Annotated in this window: 14 protein-coding genes and 1 pseudogene; 5 read left to right on the top strand and 10 right to left on the bottom strand. The window is 31.4% G+C overall.

The window, feature by feature from the left end; translation table 11 throughout:
* Window positions 1–27 precede the first annotated feature (27 nt).
* A complete protein-coding gene (locus QHG34_RS04085; protein ID WP_282628907.1) occupies window positions 28–744 on the top strand; it encodes a GLPGLI family protein in 717 nt (238 codons plus the stop codon).
* A 33-nt stretch (window positions 745–777) separates the two neighbouring features.
* Window positions 778–1,497, top strand: coding sequence for a GLPGLI family protein (locus QHG34_RS04090; RefSeq protein ID WP_282628908.1), 720 nt, complete (start codon window positions 778–780; stop codon window positions 1,495–1,497).
* Window positions 1,498–1,529: 32 nt separating this feature from the next.
* On the opposite strand, the gene QHG34_RS04095 is transcribed toward QHG34_RS04090, so the two are convergent.
* Window positions 1,530–1,874, bottom strand: coding sequence for a hypothetical protein (locus QHG34_RS04095; RefSeq protein ID WP_282628909.1), 345 nt, complete (start codon window positions 1,872–1,874; stop codon window positions 1,530–1,532).
* Window positions 1,855–4,002, bottom strand: a complete 2,148-nt coding sequence (locus QHG34_RS04100; RefSeq protein WP_282628910.1) for an endonuclease MutS2 — start codon at window positions 4,000–4,002, stop codon at window positions 1,855–1,857. Before QHG34_RS04100 ends, QHG34_RS04095 begins: the two co-directional genes overlap by 20 nt.
* A 44-nt stretch (window positions 4,003–4,046) precedes the next feature.
* Between QHG34_RS04100 and QHG34_RS04105 the strand changes: the two genes are divergently transcribed.
* Window positions 4,047–4,718 (top strand): uracil-DNA glycosylase, encoded by a 672-nt coding sequence (locus QHG34_RS04105; RefSeq protein ID WP_282628912.1) that lies wholly within the window; start codon window positions 4,047–4,049, stop codon window positions 4,716–4,718.
* 4 nt (window positions 4,719–4,722) lie between these two features.
* Here QHG34_RS04105 and QHG34_RS04110 read toward each other — a convergent pair whose 3' ends face one another.
* Window positions 4,723–5,625 (bottom strand): hypothetical protein, encoded by a 903-nt coding sequence (locus tag QHG34_RS04110; RefSeq protein WP_282628913.1) that lies wholly within the window; start codon window positions 5,623–5,625, stop codon window positions 4,723–4,725.
* A 186-nt stretch (window positions 5,626–5,811) separates the two neighbouring features.
* On the opposite strand from QHG34_RS04110, the gene QHG34_RS04115 reads away from it, so the two are divergent.
* Both QHG34_RS04115 and QHG34_RS04120 read left to right on the top strand, forming a co-directional pair.
* Window positions 5,812–9,273, top strand: a complete 3,462-nt coding sequence (locus tag QHG34_RS04115; RefSeq protein WP_282628914.1) for a methylmalonyl-CoA mutase family protein — start codon at window positions 5,812–5,814, stop codon at window positions 9,271–9,273.
* A 78-nt stretch (window positions 9,274–9,351) separates the two neighbouring features.
* Window positions 9,352–10,368, top strand: a complete 1,017-nt coding sequence (locus tag QHG34_RS04120; RefSeq protein WP_282628916.1) for a PTS transporter subunit IIC — start codon at window positions 9,352–9,354, stop codon at window positions 10,366–10,368.
* A gap of 89 nt (window positions 10,369–10,457) precedes the next feature.
* Here the strand turns inward: QHG34_RS04120 and QHG34_RS04125 are convergent, their stop codons facing one another.
* The 7 genes and pseudogenes from QHG34_RS04125 to lat form a co-directional block, all read right to left on the bottom strand.
* On the bottom strand, window positions 10,458–11,342 hold the full coding sequence (locus QHG34_RS04125; RefSeq protein WP_282628917.1) for a DUF4476 domain-containing protein: 885 nt from the start codon (window positions 11,340–11,342) through the stop codon (window positions 10,458–10,460).
* Window positions 11,343–11,483: 141 nt separating this feature from the next.
* On the bottom strand, window positions 11,484–12,746 hold the full coding sequence (locus tag QHG34_RS04130) for a DUF3472 domain-containing protein (protein WP_282628918.1): 1,263 nt from the start codon (window positions 12,744–12,746) through the stop codon (window positions 11,484–11,486).
* 16 nt (window positions 12,747–12,762) lie between these two features.
* Entirely contained in the window at window positions 12,763–13,515 is a 753-nt protein-coding gene (locus QHG34_RS04135) for a GLPGLI family protein (protein WP_282628919.1), read from the bottom strand.
* 8 nt (window positions 13,516–13,523) lie between these two features.
* Window positions 13,524–14,267: a GLPGLI family protein gene (locus tag QHG34_RS04140; RefSeq protein WP_282628920.1), complete on the bottom strand. Its 744-nt coding sequence runs from the start codon at window positions 14,265–14,267 to the stop codon at window positions 13,524–13,526.
* 33 nt (window positions 14,268–14,300) lie between these two features.
* On the bottom strand, window positions 14,301–15,029 hold the full coding sequence (locus QHG34_RS04145) for a GLPGLI family protein (RefSeq protein WP_282628921.1): 729 nt from the start codon (window positions 15,027–15,029) through the stop codon (window positions 14,301–14,303).
* 141 nt (window positions 15,030–15,170) lie between these two features.
* Window positions 15,171–15,950 (bottom strand): annotated as a pseudogene (locus QHG34_RS04150) (HAD family hydrolase).
* Between the two features lie 60 nt (window positions 15,951–16,010).
* Window positions 16,011–17,300, bottom strand: a complete 1,290-nt coding sequence (gene lat / locus QHG34_RS04155; RefSeq protein ID WP_282628922.1) for an L-lysine 6-transaminase — start codon at window positions 17,298–17,300, stop codon at window positions 16,011–16,013.
* Between the last annotated feature and the right edge of the window lie 3 nt (window positions 17,301–17,303).

Below are 17,303 nucleotides of genomic sequence, written 5' to 3' on the forward strand. Positions count from 1 at the left end.
ATTAGTAGAACTAAAAAAACACATGATATGCTAAAATTATTATTGCTACTACTTCCTATTATCACTTTTTCTCAAGATGCGGTTCGTGTAGAATATGAAGTTCGTCAAGAATTTGATCGAAGTAATTTAAATCAAACTTCTGCTAAAATGGAAGAAATGCTTGTCAACTCGGAGAATTTAAGATCTTATTATGAGTTATTTGTAAATTCTACAAATTCAAATTTTGTAAAAATAGAACGTATTAATAATGACCAACGTCGTGGAACTGCTTTTGGCTTAAGTAGTAATGTGAGTTCTAATATTTACAAAGATTTTAAATCGAAAGAATTATATGAAAATAGTCAAATGAATCCCAAACTATTTATCAAAGATTCTATTCAGACTTTTCCTTGGGTGTTAAGTAAAGAAGAATCAACAATTTTGGGTTATAAAGTGAGAAAAGCAACTTATACAAATCCTACACAAACTGTAGAAGCATGGTATGCATCTGATTTACCATTTCGTGACGGCCCTTCTCGTTTCAATGGTTTACCTGGGTTGATTTTAAAAATTAAATTCAAATTACCATTTGTAAGTGACATGGATACAAATGTAAGTTTTACTGCAATTGATGTAAAACCGTACACAGGAAAAATTGAATTACCAAATAAATCAAAGAAAGTAACCAAAGAAGAATATGACAAAGAAATGGAGAAAAAATCGAGTAAGTTTTCTGGAATTTATTCTGGTGTAGAGAAAGATTAAAAATGTATATTTAAAATATTAAATTAACACTTTATGCTAAAATACTTTTTCTTAATTCTTCCCATTATTGGTTTTTCACAAAAAGCTGTAAGAGTAGAATATGAAGTATATCAAAAATTTGATAGGTCTGTTATAAAACAACCTACATCAAAAGTGACAGAAATGCTTAATAATTCGGATGATAAACGATATTATTATGAACTATTTGCAAATAACAATAACTCAAATTTTCATAAAATAGATCAAATAAATAATGCACAAAATCGAGCTACATCAGCCATAGGATTACCAACTATAATTAGTTCAGATATTTACAAAGATTTTAAATCGAAAGAATTATATGAAAATAATGAGATGAAACCTAAGTTGTTTATAAAGGATTCAATTCAAACATTTCCGTGGGTTTTGAGCAAGGAAGAAACAACAATATTAGGTTATAGAGTTAGAAAAGCAACTTATACCAATCCGACGCAAACCGTAGAAGCATGGTATGCACCAGATTTACCTTTTCGAGATGGTCCTTCTCGTTTCAATGGTTTGCCGGGTCTTATTCTACAAATTAATTTTGAAGTAACGATGGCAGTTAACTTTGTATCAAATGTTAGCTTTACCGCAATTGATGTTAAACCATATAATGGTGTAATTGAATTACCAAAGAAGGCAATAAAAGTAAGTAAAGAAGAGTTTAATCAAGAAATAGAAAAAAAATCGAGTAAGTTTTCTGGAATTTATTCTGGTGTAGAGAAAGATTAAAAAAGGATTTCTGTTTTAGAAATCCTTTTGTATTAATTATATTGCGCAAAGCAAACTTCTATCACTTCGTCATTAAACTTGCAATTAGACAAATTTAGTGTAATCGTTTTTTTTCCAGGAGTAGCCGTGTATAATTCTGAATGAATGATATAAGTTTTGGTAGAGCTTTTAAATTTAAACTCAAAATATCCTTTCTCATTCAACAAACCTTGGTTATCGTAAGTAATGGTATAATTACAATTATTCAAAGTTTTATTCCAACCAGAAACCGCTACAATCATCGAGCAAGATAAATAGTTAGTATCATTATCTTCTTGCCAAAGACAAGATTGAAAACTGAATAAAAAGACTAAGAAACTATATTTTATATACTTCATTAACGTTGATTTGAGTTGTAAATAAGCCGTAATTTACAAAAACAATATCTTTCTTTAGCTTATCAATTGTCCCGACACTTGATGATCCATGTATTTTTACTCGGTCACCCACTTTTAATGCATCAATTTTCTTTTGAGTAGCCGCTTTTTCTTTCTTTTCGATAACTTCTTTTTGTTGAAAAATCGTTTCAGAATTTTCTTTTAATTCACGCTTTACTTCTTTCTCTACAATTTTTTCAATTTTCTTTAATTGCTGAACTTCTTTCGTTTTTTTCGAATTCTCCATTTCAATTAATTTCAAAAAATTAGCAATCATTTGCTTTTTATTCTTTGTTTTAAGATAAGAATCCGCCATATCCGAAATACGTTCTCCGAGCTTCAAACGTTTTTGTTCACGATCATATAATTGCTGAAAATCATATAGTTTTTGTTGAATTTTCTCGTTTGTTTGTTCTAATTTTTCATTATGTTCAATATTCGTTTCGCGCAATTCTTCAACATGATCTTTTGTCTTCTGAATTTCAAATTTTTCTTGTTGAAGTTTCAAAATCGTTTTGTCTAAACTAACTTTATCACTTTCAACCTTTTTCTTTGCACGATTAATCAAACGAAACGGAATTTTATTTTTTTCCGCAACCTCAAATGTAAACGAACTTCCAGCTTGTCCAATTTCCAAACGATAAAGTGGCTCTAATGATTTTTTATCAAACAACATACATGCATTTATCGCTTCTGGTAAACTTTCTGCACTCAATTTGATGTTTGTGTAATGTGTTGTGAAAACACCGAACGAATTACGTTCATAAAATTCTTCAAAGAAAACTTCAGCCAATGCTCCACCCAATTCAGGATCAGAACCTGTACCAAATTCATCAACTAACAACAAAGTTTTTTCGTCAGCATTCTTCAAGAAATACGACATCTGTTTTAGACGATAGCTGTAGGTTGATAAATGATTTTCGATAGATTGATTATCGCCAATATCTGTAAAAATTTGATTAAAGAAACCAAACTGACTTTCATCTTTTACTGGAACTAAAATTCCACTCTGAATCATAATTTGAAGTAAACCAATTGTTTTCAGTGTAATTGATTTTCCTCCAGCATTTGGACCAGAAATAATGATAATTCGACAATCTTCATTAATTTCTAAACTTTGCGGAATCGTTTTTTGTTCTTTTCGTTTATTGTTAAGATATAAAACAGGATGAAATGCATCAACTAATTTAATGATTCTATTTTCCGAAAGTTGTGGTAAAACTCCATTGATTAAAAAAGCATAATTTGCCTTAGCTTGCGTAAAATCGATGTATTCCAAAAATGTTTGATATTCTTCAAGATTTGGCTTGTATTCAGCAATTTGAGCTGTTAAATCCAACAAAATCTGAATAATCAAATGTTTTTCTTCTTCCTTCAATTCTTCCCATTCGCGACGAGGATTCTGAACACTTTCTGGCTCTATAAACGTAATTGATCCAGTTTTTGAAGTTCCTAAAAATTGTCCTTTAACACGTTTTCTCAAAGCAGACTTTACTGCCAAAACGCGACGATTACCGACAACAGATTCTCTGATATCATCTAAATAATCCGAATGATATGACATCGATTTATTGAACAATTCAGTGATTTTTCCATTCAAATGACGTAAACGATCTCGTACAATTTTCAGTTCTGGACTTGCATCGTCTTTTATTTCTCCAAATTTATTGAACACTTGATCGATTAATTTAACGATATTCTTCTCGTATGTAACCGTTGACGCTTTTTCAAATAAAACAGGCGCATATTCGTTGAAAGTCGTCAGATATTTCAAGATTTCTTTTACCTGAAGCGCATTTGCCTTTATTTTGAAGAACTCTTCTGCAGGTAAATAGTAATTTTCGATTTCTAATCGGCTTAGATTTTCATCTAAAATATAATATTCTGAAAAAGGAACACGATTTCCAGTTTCAAAACTTGTTAAAAATTCATTTGTAGTTTGAAGATCTTGAATTAATAATTCATAATTTTCGTATGGTTTTAAGTTGAAAATAAATTCTTCAACCTTTTCTGTATAAGCAAATTCTGCGATTTCTTTCTGAATCGCATTAAATTCTAAATCTTTTAAAGTTTGTTCTGATATTTGCATTAATGCAAAATTACGGATAAATTTATTGTCTCAAAAATCAGAAAATGGATTTAGCATTAGATACTTCTTGGAAAGAAGTTTTAAAGAGTGAATTTGATGAAAATTATTTTAAAAATTTGATTGAATTTGTGCAAAATGAATACAACACAAAGACAATTTATCCTCCACAATCAGAAATTTTTGCAGCATTTCATTATACAGATTTTGAAGATGTAAAAGTCGTTATTTTAGGACAAGATCCTTATCATGGAGAAGGTCAAGCAAATGGTTTATCTTTTTCTGTTGCAGACGGAGTAAAACTACCACCAAGTTTGCGTAATATTTACAAAGAATTGAATGATGATTTGGGAATAGAAATTTCAACTTCTGGTAATCTTGAAGCTTGGGCAAAACAAGGCGTTTTACTACTGAATGCCACCTTAACTGTAGAAGCGACTAAAGCGGGTTCTCATCAAAAGAAAGGTTGGGAAAAGTTTACAGATGCTGTAATACAAAAACTATCTGACAAAAAAGAGAACATAGTTTTTATACTATGGGGTGCTTACGCACAAAAGAAAGGTGCAAAAATTGATCGAACGAAACATTTAGTTATAGAAACTGCTCATCCTTCTCCATTAGGAGCTTACCGAGGTTTTTGGGGCAGTAAACCTTTTTCTACAACCAATCAATTTCTTGAATCAAAAAAAATTTCGGAGATTGATTGGCAGATACAATAAATTATCACATTACCATTACTCGATGTAGATAATCGTTAATTTCTTTCGGATTATTAACATTGATATAAGCTACTTCGTCTGTAATTTTCTCTTTCAATTTTTCATAAGTAGCAACAAAAATGGTAGCTTCAGGTAAATGTTTTTTAATTAAGATCAAATAATCTTTCAAAATATCAAGATCAGTTTGTTTACTTATATAGGTAAAAACATGAGTGATATTGATATTTTCTAAACATTCGTTAATGATGCTTAATTCTTGATTTTCGCCCAAATAAATACATTTTTCACTATTAGCTTTTAACAAAAGATAAGTATACAACAATTCTATATCATGAAATTCTGTCTTTGGTAAAAATAACAACCATTTTCGATCTGCATTTTCGATAAACTGTGTTGACTTGATTAGATAGAATAAATGTTTTCTAATTAAGTTTTTAGAAAATGACTTGATTGATTCTTGAACTGTATGCATTTCAAGAATCTCTGACATTGTACTAATAAAAGGAAAAACTATTTCTAAACAACATTTTTGAATACCTTCTTTCTTGAAACAAATGGTAAGAATTGTATCAAAAAATTTTGAATCAAATGAAAAACAAGAGTAAATAAGTAAATGAATTAAAGGTTTATAATCTTTACTTTTTTGAAGATAATTCTGAATCTCAAACTCTGTTTTAATCTGTAATTCTTGTAATAAGTTTGTACTAAGCTTTTCTACAGTATACTTACTATTAGAATTAATTAAAAATGAAATAATAATTAATTTCTTTAAATCATCTTGATTAAAAATTGAGTTTCGATCTATTTTTTCTTCTCTAAATATTTTAAATTTTTTATTCCATAAAACAATCATTTGTTCATCTAATCCAGAAAACTGAACTAAATTTTTAAGTGTGTAACTATACATTGTAGAGATTTCTATATACTAATACCATAATAAAGTTAATGATATATTGTAAATAAAAAATATTTTTTTTTGGTATATTATTAATAAATCATCCTACTTGTGCTTAATATGATAATAATGTCTTATTTTTTTAGTACAAAAAATAACTATCTTAGCAATAGTCATAGAAATCAAAAGCACAAATAAATGTCACAAATAACACAAGAAGAGAAAAAAGAAAAATTTGTACATCCTGTACAAGAAGTTTATCATCCAAAAAATAAAATTAGAATTGTTACTGCAGCAGCTCTATTTGATGGGCACGATGCCGCAATCAACATCATGCGCCGTATCATTCAATCAACTGGATGTGAGGTTATTCATTTAGGTCACGATAAGTCTGTTGAAGATGTAGTAAACACAGCTATTCAGGAAGATGCAAATGCAATTGCAATGACGTCTTACCAAGGTGGTCACAACGAATATTTCAAATATATGTACGATTTGCTTCAAGAAAAAGGAGCTGGTCATATCCGCATCGTTGGTGGTGGTGGTGGAGTAATTTTACCATCGGAAATCAAAGAATTGATGGATTACGGAATTACGCGTTTATACTCTCCTGATGATGGTCGCGAATTGGGTTTACAAGGAATGATTAATGATATGGTGGAGAAAGCAGATTTTCCGACAGGATCATTAGAATTACCAGAAGGAAAAGATGTGTATCAATCATTACAAGATAAAGATATCACGACGATTGCACGATTAATTTCGTTGGCAGAAAACCGTGAAGAAGACTTTTTGAAAGCATTTGATTTTGATAAAGTTGCTGATAAATCTGCGCCAGTTTTAGGAATAACAGGAACAGGTGGAGCAGGAAAATCGTCAATGGTTGACGAATTAGTACGTCGTTTCTTGATTGATTTTCCAGAAAAATCGATTGCTTTGGTTTCTGTCGATCCATCGAAAAAGAAAACAGGTGGCGCTTTGTTAGGAGATCGTATTCGTATGAATTCGATTAATAATCCGCGCGTATATATGCGTTCATTGGCAACTCGTCAATCAAATTTAGCGTTATCGAAATATGTAGAGGAAGCAATTCAAGTATTGAAAGCGGCGAAATACGATTTGATTATTTTAGAAACTTCTGGAATTGGACAGTCTGATACCGAAATTTTAGATCATTCGGATGCTTCATTGTACATTATGACGCCAGAATTTGGTGCTGCAACGCAATTGGAAAAGATTGATATGTTAGATTTTGCTGATATTGTTGCGATTAACAAATTCGATAAACGTGGCGCTTTAGATGCATTGCGCGATGTGAAAAAACAATACCAACGCAATCATAATCTTTGGGATGTAAACCCTGATGAAATGCCAGTTTTTGGTACGATTGCTTCTCAATTTAACGATCCAGGAACTAATCAATTATACAAGTCAATCATTGATAAAGTGGTTGAGAAAGCAGGTGCTGATTTGAAATCTTCTTTTGAAATTACAAAAGAGATGTCAGAGAAAATCTTCGTGATTCCACCGTCAAGAACGCGTTATTTATCAGAGATTGCAGAAAATAATCGTGGATATGATGTTCGTGCAAATGCACAGAAAGATGTTGCGCAAAAACTATATGGTTTCTTTAAAACAATTGAAACACTTTCTGGAAAAACGCCAACGATTTCTCAACACGGAATCGATATTTCTGGAACAGAAAATGCTGATTTAGTTAAAGTTCTTTTAGCTGAATTTGACAAATTAAAAATGAATTTAGATCCTTTCAACTGGGAAGTAATCACGACTTGGGACGAAAAGGTAAATAAATATAAAAATCCGGTTTACACATTTAAAGTGCGTGATAAAGAAATAAAAATTCAGACACATTCTGAGTCTTTATCGCACTTACAAATCCCTAAAATTGCGTTACCTAAGTACGAAGCTTGGGGCGATATTTTACGTTGGGTGTTGCAAGAAAATGTTCCAGGCGAGTTTCCATTTACTTCAGGATTGTATCCTTTCAAACGTGAAGGAGAAGATCCAACGCGTATGTTTGCGGGTGAAGGAGGTCCAGAGCGTACCAATCGTCGTTTCCATTATGTATCGAAAGGAATGCCTGCAAAACGTTTGTCTACAGCTTTTGACTCGGTAACTTTATATGGAAATGATCCAGGTCATCGTCCTGATATTTACGGAAAAATTGGTAATGCTGGAGTTTCGATTTGTTGTTTAGATGATGCGAAGAAATTATATTCTGGTTTCGATTTATCGCATGCAGCAACTTCGGTTTCAATGACGATTAACGGGCCAGCGCCTATGTTATTAGGTTTCTTTATGAATGCCGCAATTGATCAAAATTGTGAAAAATACATCAAAGAAAATGGTTTAGAAGCTGAAATTGAAGCAAAAACCAAAGCTATTTACGAAGATAAAGGTTTGGAAAGACCTCGTTACAATGGCGATTTACCAGAAGGAAATGATGGTTTAGGATTGATGCTTTTAGGTGTAACGGGAGATCAGGTTTTACCTGCTGATGTATATGCTGAAATCAAGAAAAATACCTTGGCGCAAGTTCGTGGAACGGTTCAGGCAGATATTTTGAAAGAAGATCAAGCTCAAAATACATGTATTTTCTCAACTGAATTTGCGTTGCGTTTGATGGGTGATGTGCAAGAATATTTCATCAATCAAAATGTTCGTAATTTCTATTCAGTATCAATTTCTGGTTACCATATTGCAGAGGCTGGTGCAAATCCTATTTCGCAGTTGGCGTTTACTTTGGCAAACGGATTTACGTATGTTGAGTATTATTTATCTCGTGGAATGGATATCAATGCATTTGGACCAAACTTATCGTTTTTCTTCTCAAATGGTATCGATCCAGAATATTCTGTAATTGGTCGTGTGGCGCGTAAAATTTGGGCAAAAGCCTTGAAAAATAAATACGGTGCTAATGAGCGTGCACAAATGTTGAAATATCATATTCAAACTTCTGGTCGTTCGTTACATGCGCAAGAAATTGATTTTAATGATATTCGTACTACGTTACAAGCCTTATACGCAATTTACGATAACTGTAACTCATTACATACCAATGCGTATGATGAAGCGATTACAACACCAACAGAAGAATCGGTTCGTCGTGCAATGGCTATCCAGTTGATTATCAATAAAGAATTAGGTTTAGCGAAAAATGAAAATCCAATTCAAGGTTCGTTCATTATCGAAGAATTAACAGATTTGGTTGAAGAAGCTGTTTTACAAGAATTTGATCGTATTACTGAGCGTGGAGGCGTTTTAGGAGCGATGGAAACGATGTATCAGCGTTCTAAAATTCAGGAAGAATCATTGTATTACGAAACTTTGAAGCATAACGGAACATTCCCAATTATTGGTGTAAATACATTCTTAAGTTCAAAAGGTTCGCCAACAGTGGTGCCTGCGGAAGTGATTCGTGCAACAGAGGAAGAAAAACAATTCCAAATTAAAACGAAAGAAAACCTAAATAAAATAAACGAACAACAAGTTGAAAAAGCTTTAGAAAAAGCACAACAAGCAGCTGTTAACAATCAAAATATCTTTGAAGTGTTAATGGAAGCAACCAAAGTTTGTTCGTTAGGACAAATTACTTCTGCCTTATTCGAAGTGGGCGGACAGTACCGTAGAAATATGTAAAAATGTGATTTCAATATTATTTTAAGCCTTGTATTTCGACAAGGCTTATTTATTTTAATTAATTTGTAAATTTCAAACATGAAAGATTTCCTACTTAAAAAAGATATTCAAATTTCTGCTAAACGATATTTTATCGATGCAATGGGCGCAATGGCTTATGGTTTGTTTGCAACTTTATTGGTTGGTACAATTTTAAAAACAATTGGAGACGAGTTTAATATATCTTTTTTAACAAATATTGTTTGGCCAGTTGCGAATCAAGCCACAGGACCAGCAATAGCGTTGGCTATTGCGTATAGTTTACGAGCGCCGCAATTGGTGTTATTTTCATCTGCAGTTGTAGGAATTGCAGCTTACAAATTAGGTGGACCTTTGGGCGTTTTTATAGCAACAATAGTTGCAGTAGAAGTAGGAAAAATGGCTGCGGGAGAAACACGCATCGATATTGTCATTACACCAATTATTACTGTTTTGGTTGGAGTAATTTTAGCACAAATCATTGGTCCATCTGTACAACAAATGATGAAATGGATTGGTGAAATTATTATGTTATCAACAGATTCAAACCCACTAATAATGGGAATTGTAATTGCTGTAATTGTCGGTATGGTTTTGACTTTACCTATTTCTTCTGCTGCTCTTTGTCTTATGTTAGAGTTAGATGGTTTAGCTGCTGGCGCTGCAACAATAGGTTGTTGTGCACAAATGATAGGTTTTGCAACAATTAGTTTCAGAGACAATGGTTTAAAAGGTGTTTTGGCACAAGGACTAGGTACAAGTATGTTACAAGTTCCGAATATTTTTAAAAATTGGAAAATTTGGATTCCACCGACGTTAGCTTCAGCGATTATTGCACCAATTGCAATTATTTATTTCAAGATGGAAAATACAGCTTTAGAATCCGGGATGGGTTCCTGTGGTTTAGTTGGACAAATAGGGACTTTCAATGCAATGAAATCTAAATATGATTCAACCTATATTTTAACCTCAATATTAATCTTACAAATCATTGCTCCAGCTGTAATTTCTTACATAATTTACTATTTTATGAGAAAGAAAAACTGGATAAAAGACGGTGATATGAAATTGGGTTAAACAAAAAAATATCGGAAAAAGATGGAGGTATTGTTCTCTTAGTTTAATGATTGTTTAAGATTAGACGTAACTTAAATGCAATTGTAAAATTATCTATTACTTTGTGAAATATAATTCATCAACTCCTTTTTATCAGAGTTGAAGTTAATTGCATCATAAACGACATAAAAGTTCTCAGGATCAATACATTTCCCATATAAACTCTTTCCTAAAATCACTTTATTTTTATCAAAATTTAGAATAGAAAGTAATGTTTTTATCTGTTGAGAAGTAAAACTTGTTACTTCCTTTTGCTGAAGTATTAAATCTATTCTATTTTCATCAAAAGCATTATATTTTTTGACTTCATTTACAAAATTAGAAAAGTCTTTATCTTGCATAACTCTTCCATATTGAATTGAGTTTCCGTTTCTATACGGATTATTCCAAATATCATCCCATTCATTAACTCCATAATTTTGATTTTTAACAGAATAACTATCCAAAAGATATAATCCATAATTAGGAAAAAAATCTAAAACCAAACGAGTATTATTCTTAATTGTAACCGGAGCGCGGTAAATTAAATAACCATTCTCAAAAATAGAAAGTGTATTTCTGCCTGAGGACAAATCAAAAAATCTAAATTTCCCTGAACCCGAGCTTATTTCTTGTTCATTTAACTGAACGGTATAATAACCATAATCTGGTATTCTAAGAAAAACCTCTGCATAACCTAAATTATTATTCCAACGGTAATTTGTAGTTCTACGATTTGTTCGATTATTGTTTTCTCGACTCTCTCTATTGTTAGAATTAATGGTTGGATTTTCTTTTATTTGAGAACTTCTATCTAAAGTTGAAATTTGAGGATTCTGTTTCTTCATTTCAGCAGAAGTTGCCTCATTTTCTAATAAAACACCCGCTTTTCCAATTTCTTGTGCAAACACATTTGAAACGAAAATAAGTAATGCAAGAGTAATTATTTTTTTCATATTTTCTTGATTTCATAAAGTTAATTCATAAACTATACCAATAACAACTGATTGAATTTTATTTGACTTTATTCAACTAAAAATGACCGGAAGTTTTTCCGATCATTCTAAATTATATCAAGTATTATAATTGTAAAAAAATTAAGGTAATTTTGAGAAATCAATTTGCGGTGCAGTTTTTTTGTTATCAAACTTGAAAGCTGTTCCTGGTTGTTCAATTTCATTAAAAAAACCTCCCATTTTTAGGAAATATCCTGTAGAAGTTGTTCCTCCAATTGCATCAACACGTTGATTTGCTTTGTAAGTAGCGTCAACAGTTAATTTCGTTGCATTTACTTTTTTCCATTCACCATCATAAACCCATTGATTATTGAAGTTTACTTTTCTTGTTAAATATCCTTGAGTAGGCATAAAATTCTCTAAGAAAGAATGAAATCTTTTCAAATAAGTATTGGTTTTAGGTCGTTTGAAACTTGCGATAATTTGCCAATTATTTGTTTCTGGCATAAAAAACCAAGCTGTATAAGTGGTAGAATTATCTCCATTCGGGACACCTTTCAACAAGAATTTATATGTTGTGTCAGCTTTCCAATTGTACTTCATATAACTCTGTCCACCAGAACCTTCATTTCCGAATTCTCCCGTTTTCACATTTTCCCCTTTCTTTAGTAAAACGATTTTTTCATCATCTGGAATACTTTTAGGATCATCCGTAACGAAAGGACTCCATACTGAAAATAAAATACGTCTCTCAGTTTCAGAATTGTTTTGAATTCCAAAATACCCTTCACCAAAACCATTTGCCATATAATAAGAACCGATAACATCACCTTCTTTCGGAACAATGATTTCATTGTAATAATAAGAAACATTTTTCTCTGTAGGGACTTCGTAAGCCAAATGGCAAGAAGGACCACGACGAGACCAATAATAGTATTGAGGATCGTTGCTGTAAATGATTCCGTTTTCTACTGCAGTTCCGCTTACAACTAAATCTGTAATTGCAATTTCACCTTTTGATCCGCTTAAATCAACAGAAACATAACCTGGTTTTGAAATGGTAAACGTTCCAACAGAAATCGATTTATCAGTAGATTTCCAAGTATATTTTTTTGTTTTCTTGTTAAAGCCAACATTTAGTTGAGCGTCATTTTTAGCTTCACCCTTCAATTGAATCGTAACATTTCCTGTTCCTAAAACTTTGAAATAAGCTTTTGTTACATTTTTAGTTTGTGGTGAAATTAAGGCATTTACTTTTGTAATTGTTGATGAAGATCCTTCTTTGTGTCCGACTTCAAAAGCATTACCAATTAATGGGATGTCATAGGTTTTGGTTTGTTGCGCGTTTATAAAACTTGAAGCAAAAAAGCTTAGTAAATATAAAAACTGATGTTTTGTTCTCATGTATTTAATTGTGTTTCTATTTAGTATCAACTCCTTGACTGTTCATTTCTTGTTGTTTTTTAAAAAAGGCTTCCATTTCAGCTTTATAGGTATTGAAATCAACTATTTTTCCTTTTTTGGGTTGGTTAATTGTTGTATTTTTCTTTGCTTCCTTTACAGACATCGCTTTGTAAGTGACAACCATATCAACTTTGTCATTTAATTTTCTTTCTAGTTCCAAAATCAAACCTGGTAATCCGCTATACTTATTTGGACCTGAGGGATAAGGTAAAGAAGATGCAAACCAAGCAGTTATTTCTTCTTTATTAACTTGAGCTGTTGCTTTACGAACATCAAATCCTAATACTTTTCTTCTATCTCTAGTAATTGTCCAATTAATTTTTGGAATAGAATCTTTTATAATTCGATCCATACCAAACCCTACAGATTCATGCATATAATAATTTTCATTCAAATTTTTATAATACAAACCATTACCTTGTGTTGAACTGTAACTGTAGGAAGTACCTCCTGTTAAAGTTGATTTTTCGATGTAGTTTGATGCATTTTTATCTGTTGTTAAAATAAATGGAGTAGGAATTTTCATACGATCCGTAAAATAACGAATTGCTTCTTCCCTACTTAATTTGTGTCCATTCATTGTTACATTAAAACCTTCTGATTTATTTGCATCATAAACAGTATACACATCATATTCTACTTCTAAAACATCTTGCGCATTTACAAAACAACACAGAAACATCACTAAAATTAATAAATATTTTTTCATATCAACAATTAATTTTTATCAACACCTTGTCCAAAAGCACTCATCATCTTCTTTCTTGATTCTTCTCTCAAAACTTTCAATTCCGCTTCTGTAATCACTTTATTTGTTGATTCTTTTAGTTTTGTAAATCGTTTTGGATTTGTATTGATCTTAACAGCTTCATAAATTAATTTGGTTTCTAACTTACTTTTTAATTGTACAATCGCTTTCAGAACCGTTCCTGGTAAACCATTTACTTGTGCAGGACCAACATTAGCCTTCATATCTGGAGCAAACCATGCTTCTACATTTTCCTTTTCAGATATTGCTTTTATTACTCTATGACCCAAAATTGTTGTTTCTTCGTCCGTAATATTCCATTGATAATCTTTAAAAGGATAATTGACTAAATAATTTACTCCGTCTAACTTAACCTCTTGTGTATATTTTTTGTTTGTTTGGTCACCAATCAAAGCTTTCGTTTCTCCACCAATAGAAATAGAAAAGGCTCCAGCCGAACCGTTTGCTTGATTATTATCTACTGTTTGTATACGATCAAAATTTGAAATTTCACCATTATATTCTAATTGATGATACAAATCCTTACCAGAACCAATTTTCATAAAACCTTTTCCGTTTTGCTTTTGCTCACGTTCAATCTCTTTTACTTTATCCTCATTAACTTCAGTTTTTTGTTTGTACTCGATTACAAATTTTTCTTGCGCAAAAAGATTTGTTGCAAAACATAAAGCAAATAGTAATACTTTTTTCATATTAGTGTTAATTTATTTTGAATATATAATTAATTATTGCGTATCAACTCCTTGATGTTGATTTTCGTTATTCTTTTCATACTCGATCTCTAACTTTTTGAAATCTTGTTTCGTGATTTCTTTGGCTTTAAATAATTTTTTAAATTCTAAATTATCTTTCGTAATTACAGAAGTTGCTTTCATATAATAACTTGGTTCTGTTTTACCTTTCTGAAAACCTTCAATTTTAAGAACCAAACCAGGAAGATTGATGTATTCTTTTGGTCCAAATCGTTTTGGCAAATCTGGAGCATACCAAATAATTGTCTTATTATCTTCATCATATTTTATGATTGCTTGTTTGACAGAAAAACCTAAATAAGTAGCCTTTTCTTGTGTCAACTCATATTTAAAAGGAGAAGAAATTGTATCTGTAACAATAAATTTCTTGTGCTCTATTAACCATTCTTGTTTCTTCAAATTTTGATTAAAATCTATCAAAATATTATAAGGAATTACGCCAAGCATAATAACAGTATTCTCGCTTTGAGAATTATTAATCTTATCCAATTTCGTAAAAACACTTTGATTGTTCTTGATTTGTAAAACATAATTTTTAGGAACAGAAAGTGCAGCTAAAAAATCTCCCGAAAGCTTTTCTTCTTTTCCATCTTTACCTATAATACGAGGAATTGAAACTTCTTCGTATTCTATTTCAATCCCATGTTGCGCAAAACCTAAACTCGTAAAAAGCAAAAAACCAGAAAATAATAAATGTTTCATTTGTTGTAGTTCAATTGTTAATCTAAAATAATTTTATTTTTTCAATTCTACAATAATAGAATTAATAATTAACACAACATTGTGAAAGAAAAAAAAATCCAACCGAAGTTGGATTTTTTCTATATAGATTAAAATAAGTTTCTAAATTATCTCAAAGTGTTTCAGCGCATTCCATATTCCGTGATTATCCGCAGAAGTTGTATAATAATCAGCGGCTTCGCGAACATTCTCCTTCGCATCGCCCATTGCTACACCAATTTTGCAGCCTTTCAACATACTAATATCGTTACCGCCATCACCAAAAGCCATTGTTTTAGATAAATCTAGATTATCACGTTCAGCCATACGCTCTATTCCGCGCATTTTACTAATATCTTTCGGATTTATATCGGCAAAATATTCTATCCAACGTGTTCCTACACTGTTTGTCAACACATTTTTCATCAAATAATCTTCTTGTTCTTCGTTCACAAAAAAGTTCATTTGCATGATATTATCTTTCGGTAAAGTTCGAGGATCAACCACTTCTGGGACTTGCATTCCGAAATAAGCAAACGATTTTTCTACATTCTCATTCACACGATTGATACTAAACGCTTCTTTCGTCATATACGAAAATGAAAAAGGATTTTCATCATCATATTGCAACAAAGCTTCTATATCATTAGGATTGATGTAATCTACAAAAAATGATTGACGATTTTCATCTTAGCACATTCCACCATTATTATTGATATAACCATCAAAACCGTAATCAAAAATATACTCGGGCATATCCACCATATTTCGTCCAGTTGCGATGTATATTTTTTTGTTTTTGTGTTTCAATAATTTCAACGCTTCGATTGTCGAATCACTGATTTCGTGGTTTTCAAAACCTTGCAATGTTCCGTCAAAATCAAAGAAAAAAGAATCTATCATACTTTAGTTTTATCTTTTACAAAATTAAAAAAGCAACCTTTCTTTGGTTGCTTTTGCTGTTTATTTTAATGCTAATTTAATAATTTCTATTGCTTTATTGGTATCTTCTTCGGAAATATTGAGATGAGGGCGCATTCGCACCGAGTTTTCACCGCAAGGAAGAATAATCATGTGATTTTCGAAACACGTTTTAATGAATTCTGAACGATCCAAATCTGATGAAAAATCAAACGCAATGAATAATCCCAAACCACGAACCGAATGAATTTTCTTAGTTTCTTTTGCAATTTCATTCAATTTTGATAAAATATATTTTCCTTTTTCTGCCGCATTTTCTACTAATTTTTCTTGTTCAATCACTTCTAAAATTAATTTGAAACGCAACATATCAATATAATTTCCACCAAAAGTCGAATTAATTCGGCTTGATTCCTTGAAAACATTATTCGGAATTTGATCTAACTTTTCTTTGTTTGCTAAAATTCCGCAAACTTGTGTTTTCTTTCCAAACGAAACAACATCAGGAATCACATCATAATGCTGAAAAGCCCACATTTTACCCGTCATTCCCATTCCTGTTTGTACCTCATCAAAGATTAATAAAATCTCTTCTCGATCACAAATTTCTCTCAATTTCTGAAAAAATTCTTTTCGAAAATAATTATCTCCTCCTTCACCTTGAATCGGCTCAATAATAATACAAGCAACTTTATTTTTTCGTGTTTCTAAAGCATTTTCTATTTGTTCAATCGCTCGTTTTTCAGCCTCAACAACCTTGCATAAATTATCTTCTGTAACAGGATAAATTCGTTTTGGATTTTCAATTCTTGGCCAATCAAATTTTGGAAAATATTCGTATTTACGGGGATCTTTCGTATTCGTCAGCGATAATGTATAACCAGAACGTCCATGAAACGCTTGCTTAAAATGAATCACATCACTTGCTTCTTTTTCAATTCCTTTCGAAAAATTTAATCTTGTTTTCCAATCAAAAGCAGTTTTCAGAGCATTTTCAACCGCCAATGTTCCACCAGAAATAAAGAATAAATATTGTAATTCTTTTGGCATTGCAACACGCTCAAAAGTATCAATTAAATCGGCGTAATCTTTTGTATAAATGTCTGACATAGCAGGTTTATTGACTGCATTTCGACCTAAAAAATCAATTTTAGCCATCAAATGTGGATGATTATAACCAATCGCCGTTGAAGCAAACATCGAAAATAAATCCAAATATTCAACTCCATTTTCGTCTACAACATAGGAACCATGCGACTTATCCATATCCATAACAATCGGATATCCATCTGCCAATATATGTTTTGCTAATCTTTCGTGTACTGTACTCATCTG

It is taken from the genome of Empedobacter sedimenti (assembly GCF_030005555.1).
Classification (GTDB): Bacteria; Bacteroidota; Bacteroidia; order Flavobacteriales; family Weeksellaceae; genus Empedobacter; species Empedobacter sedimenti.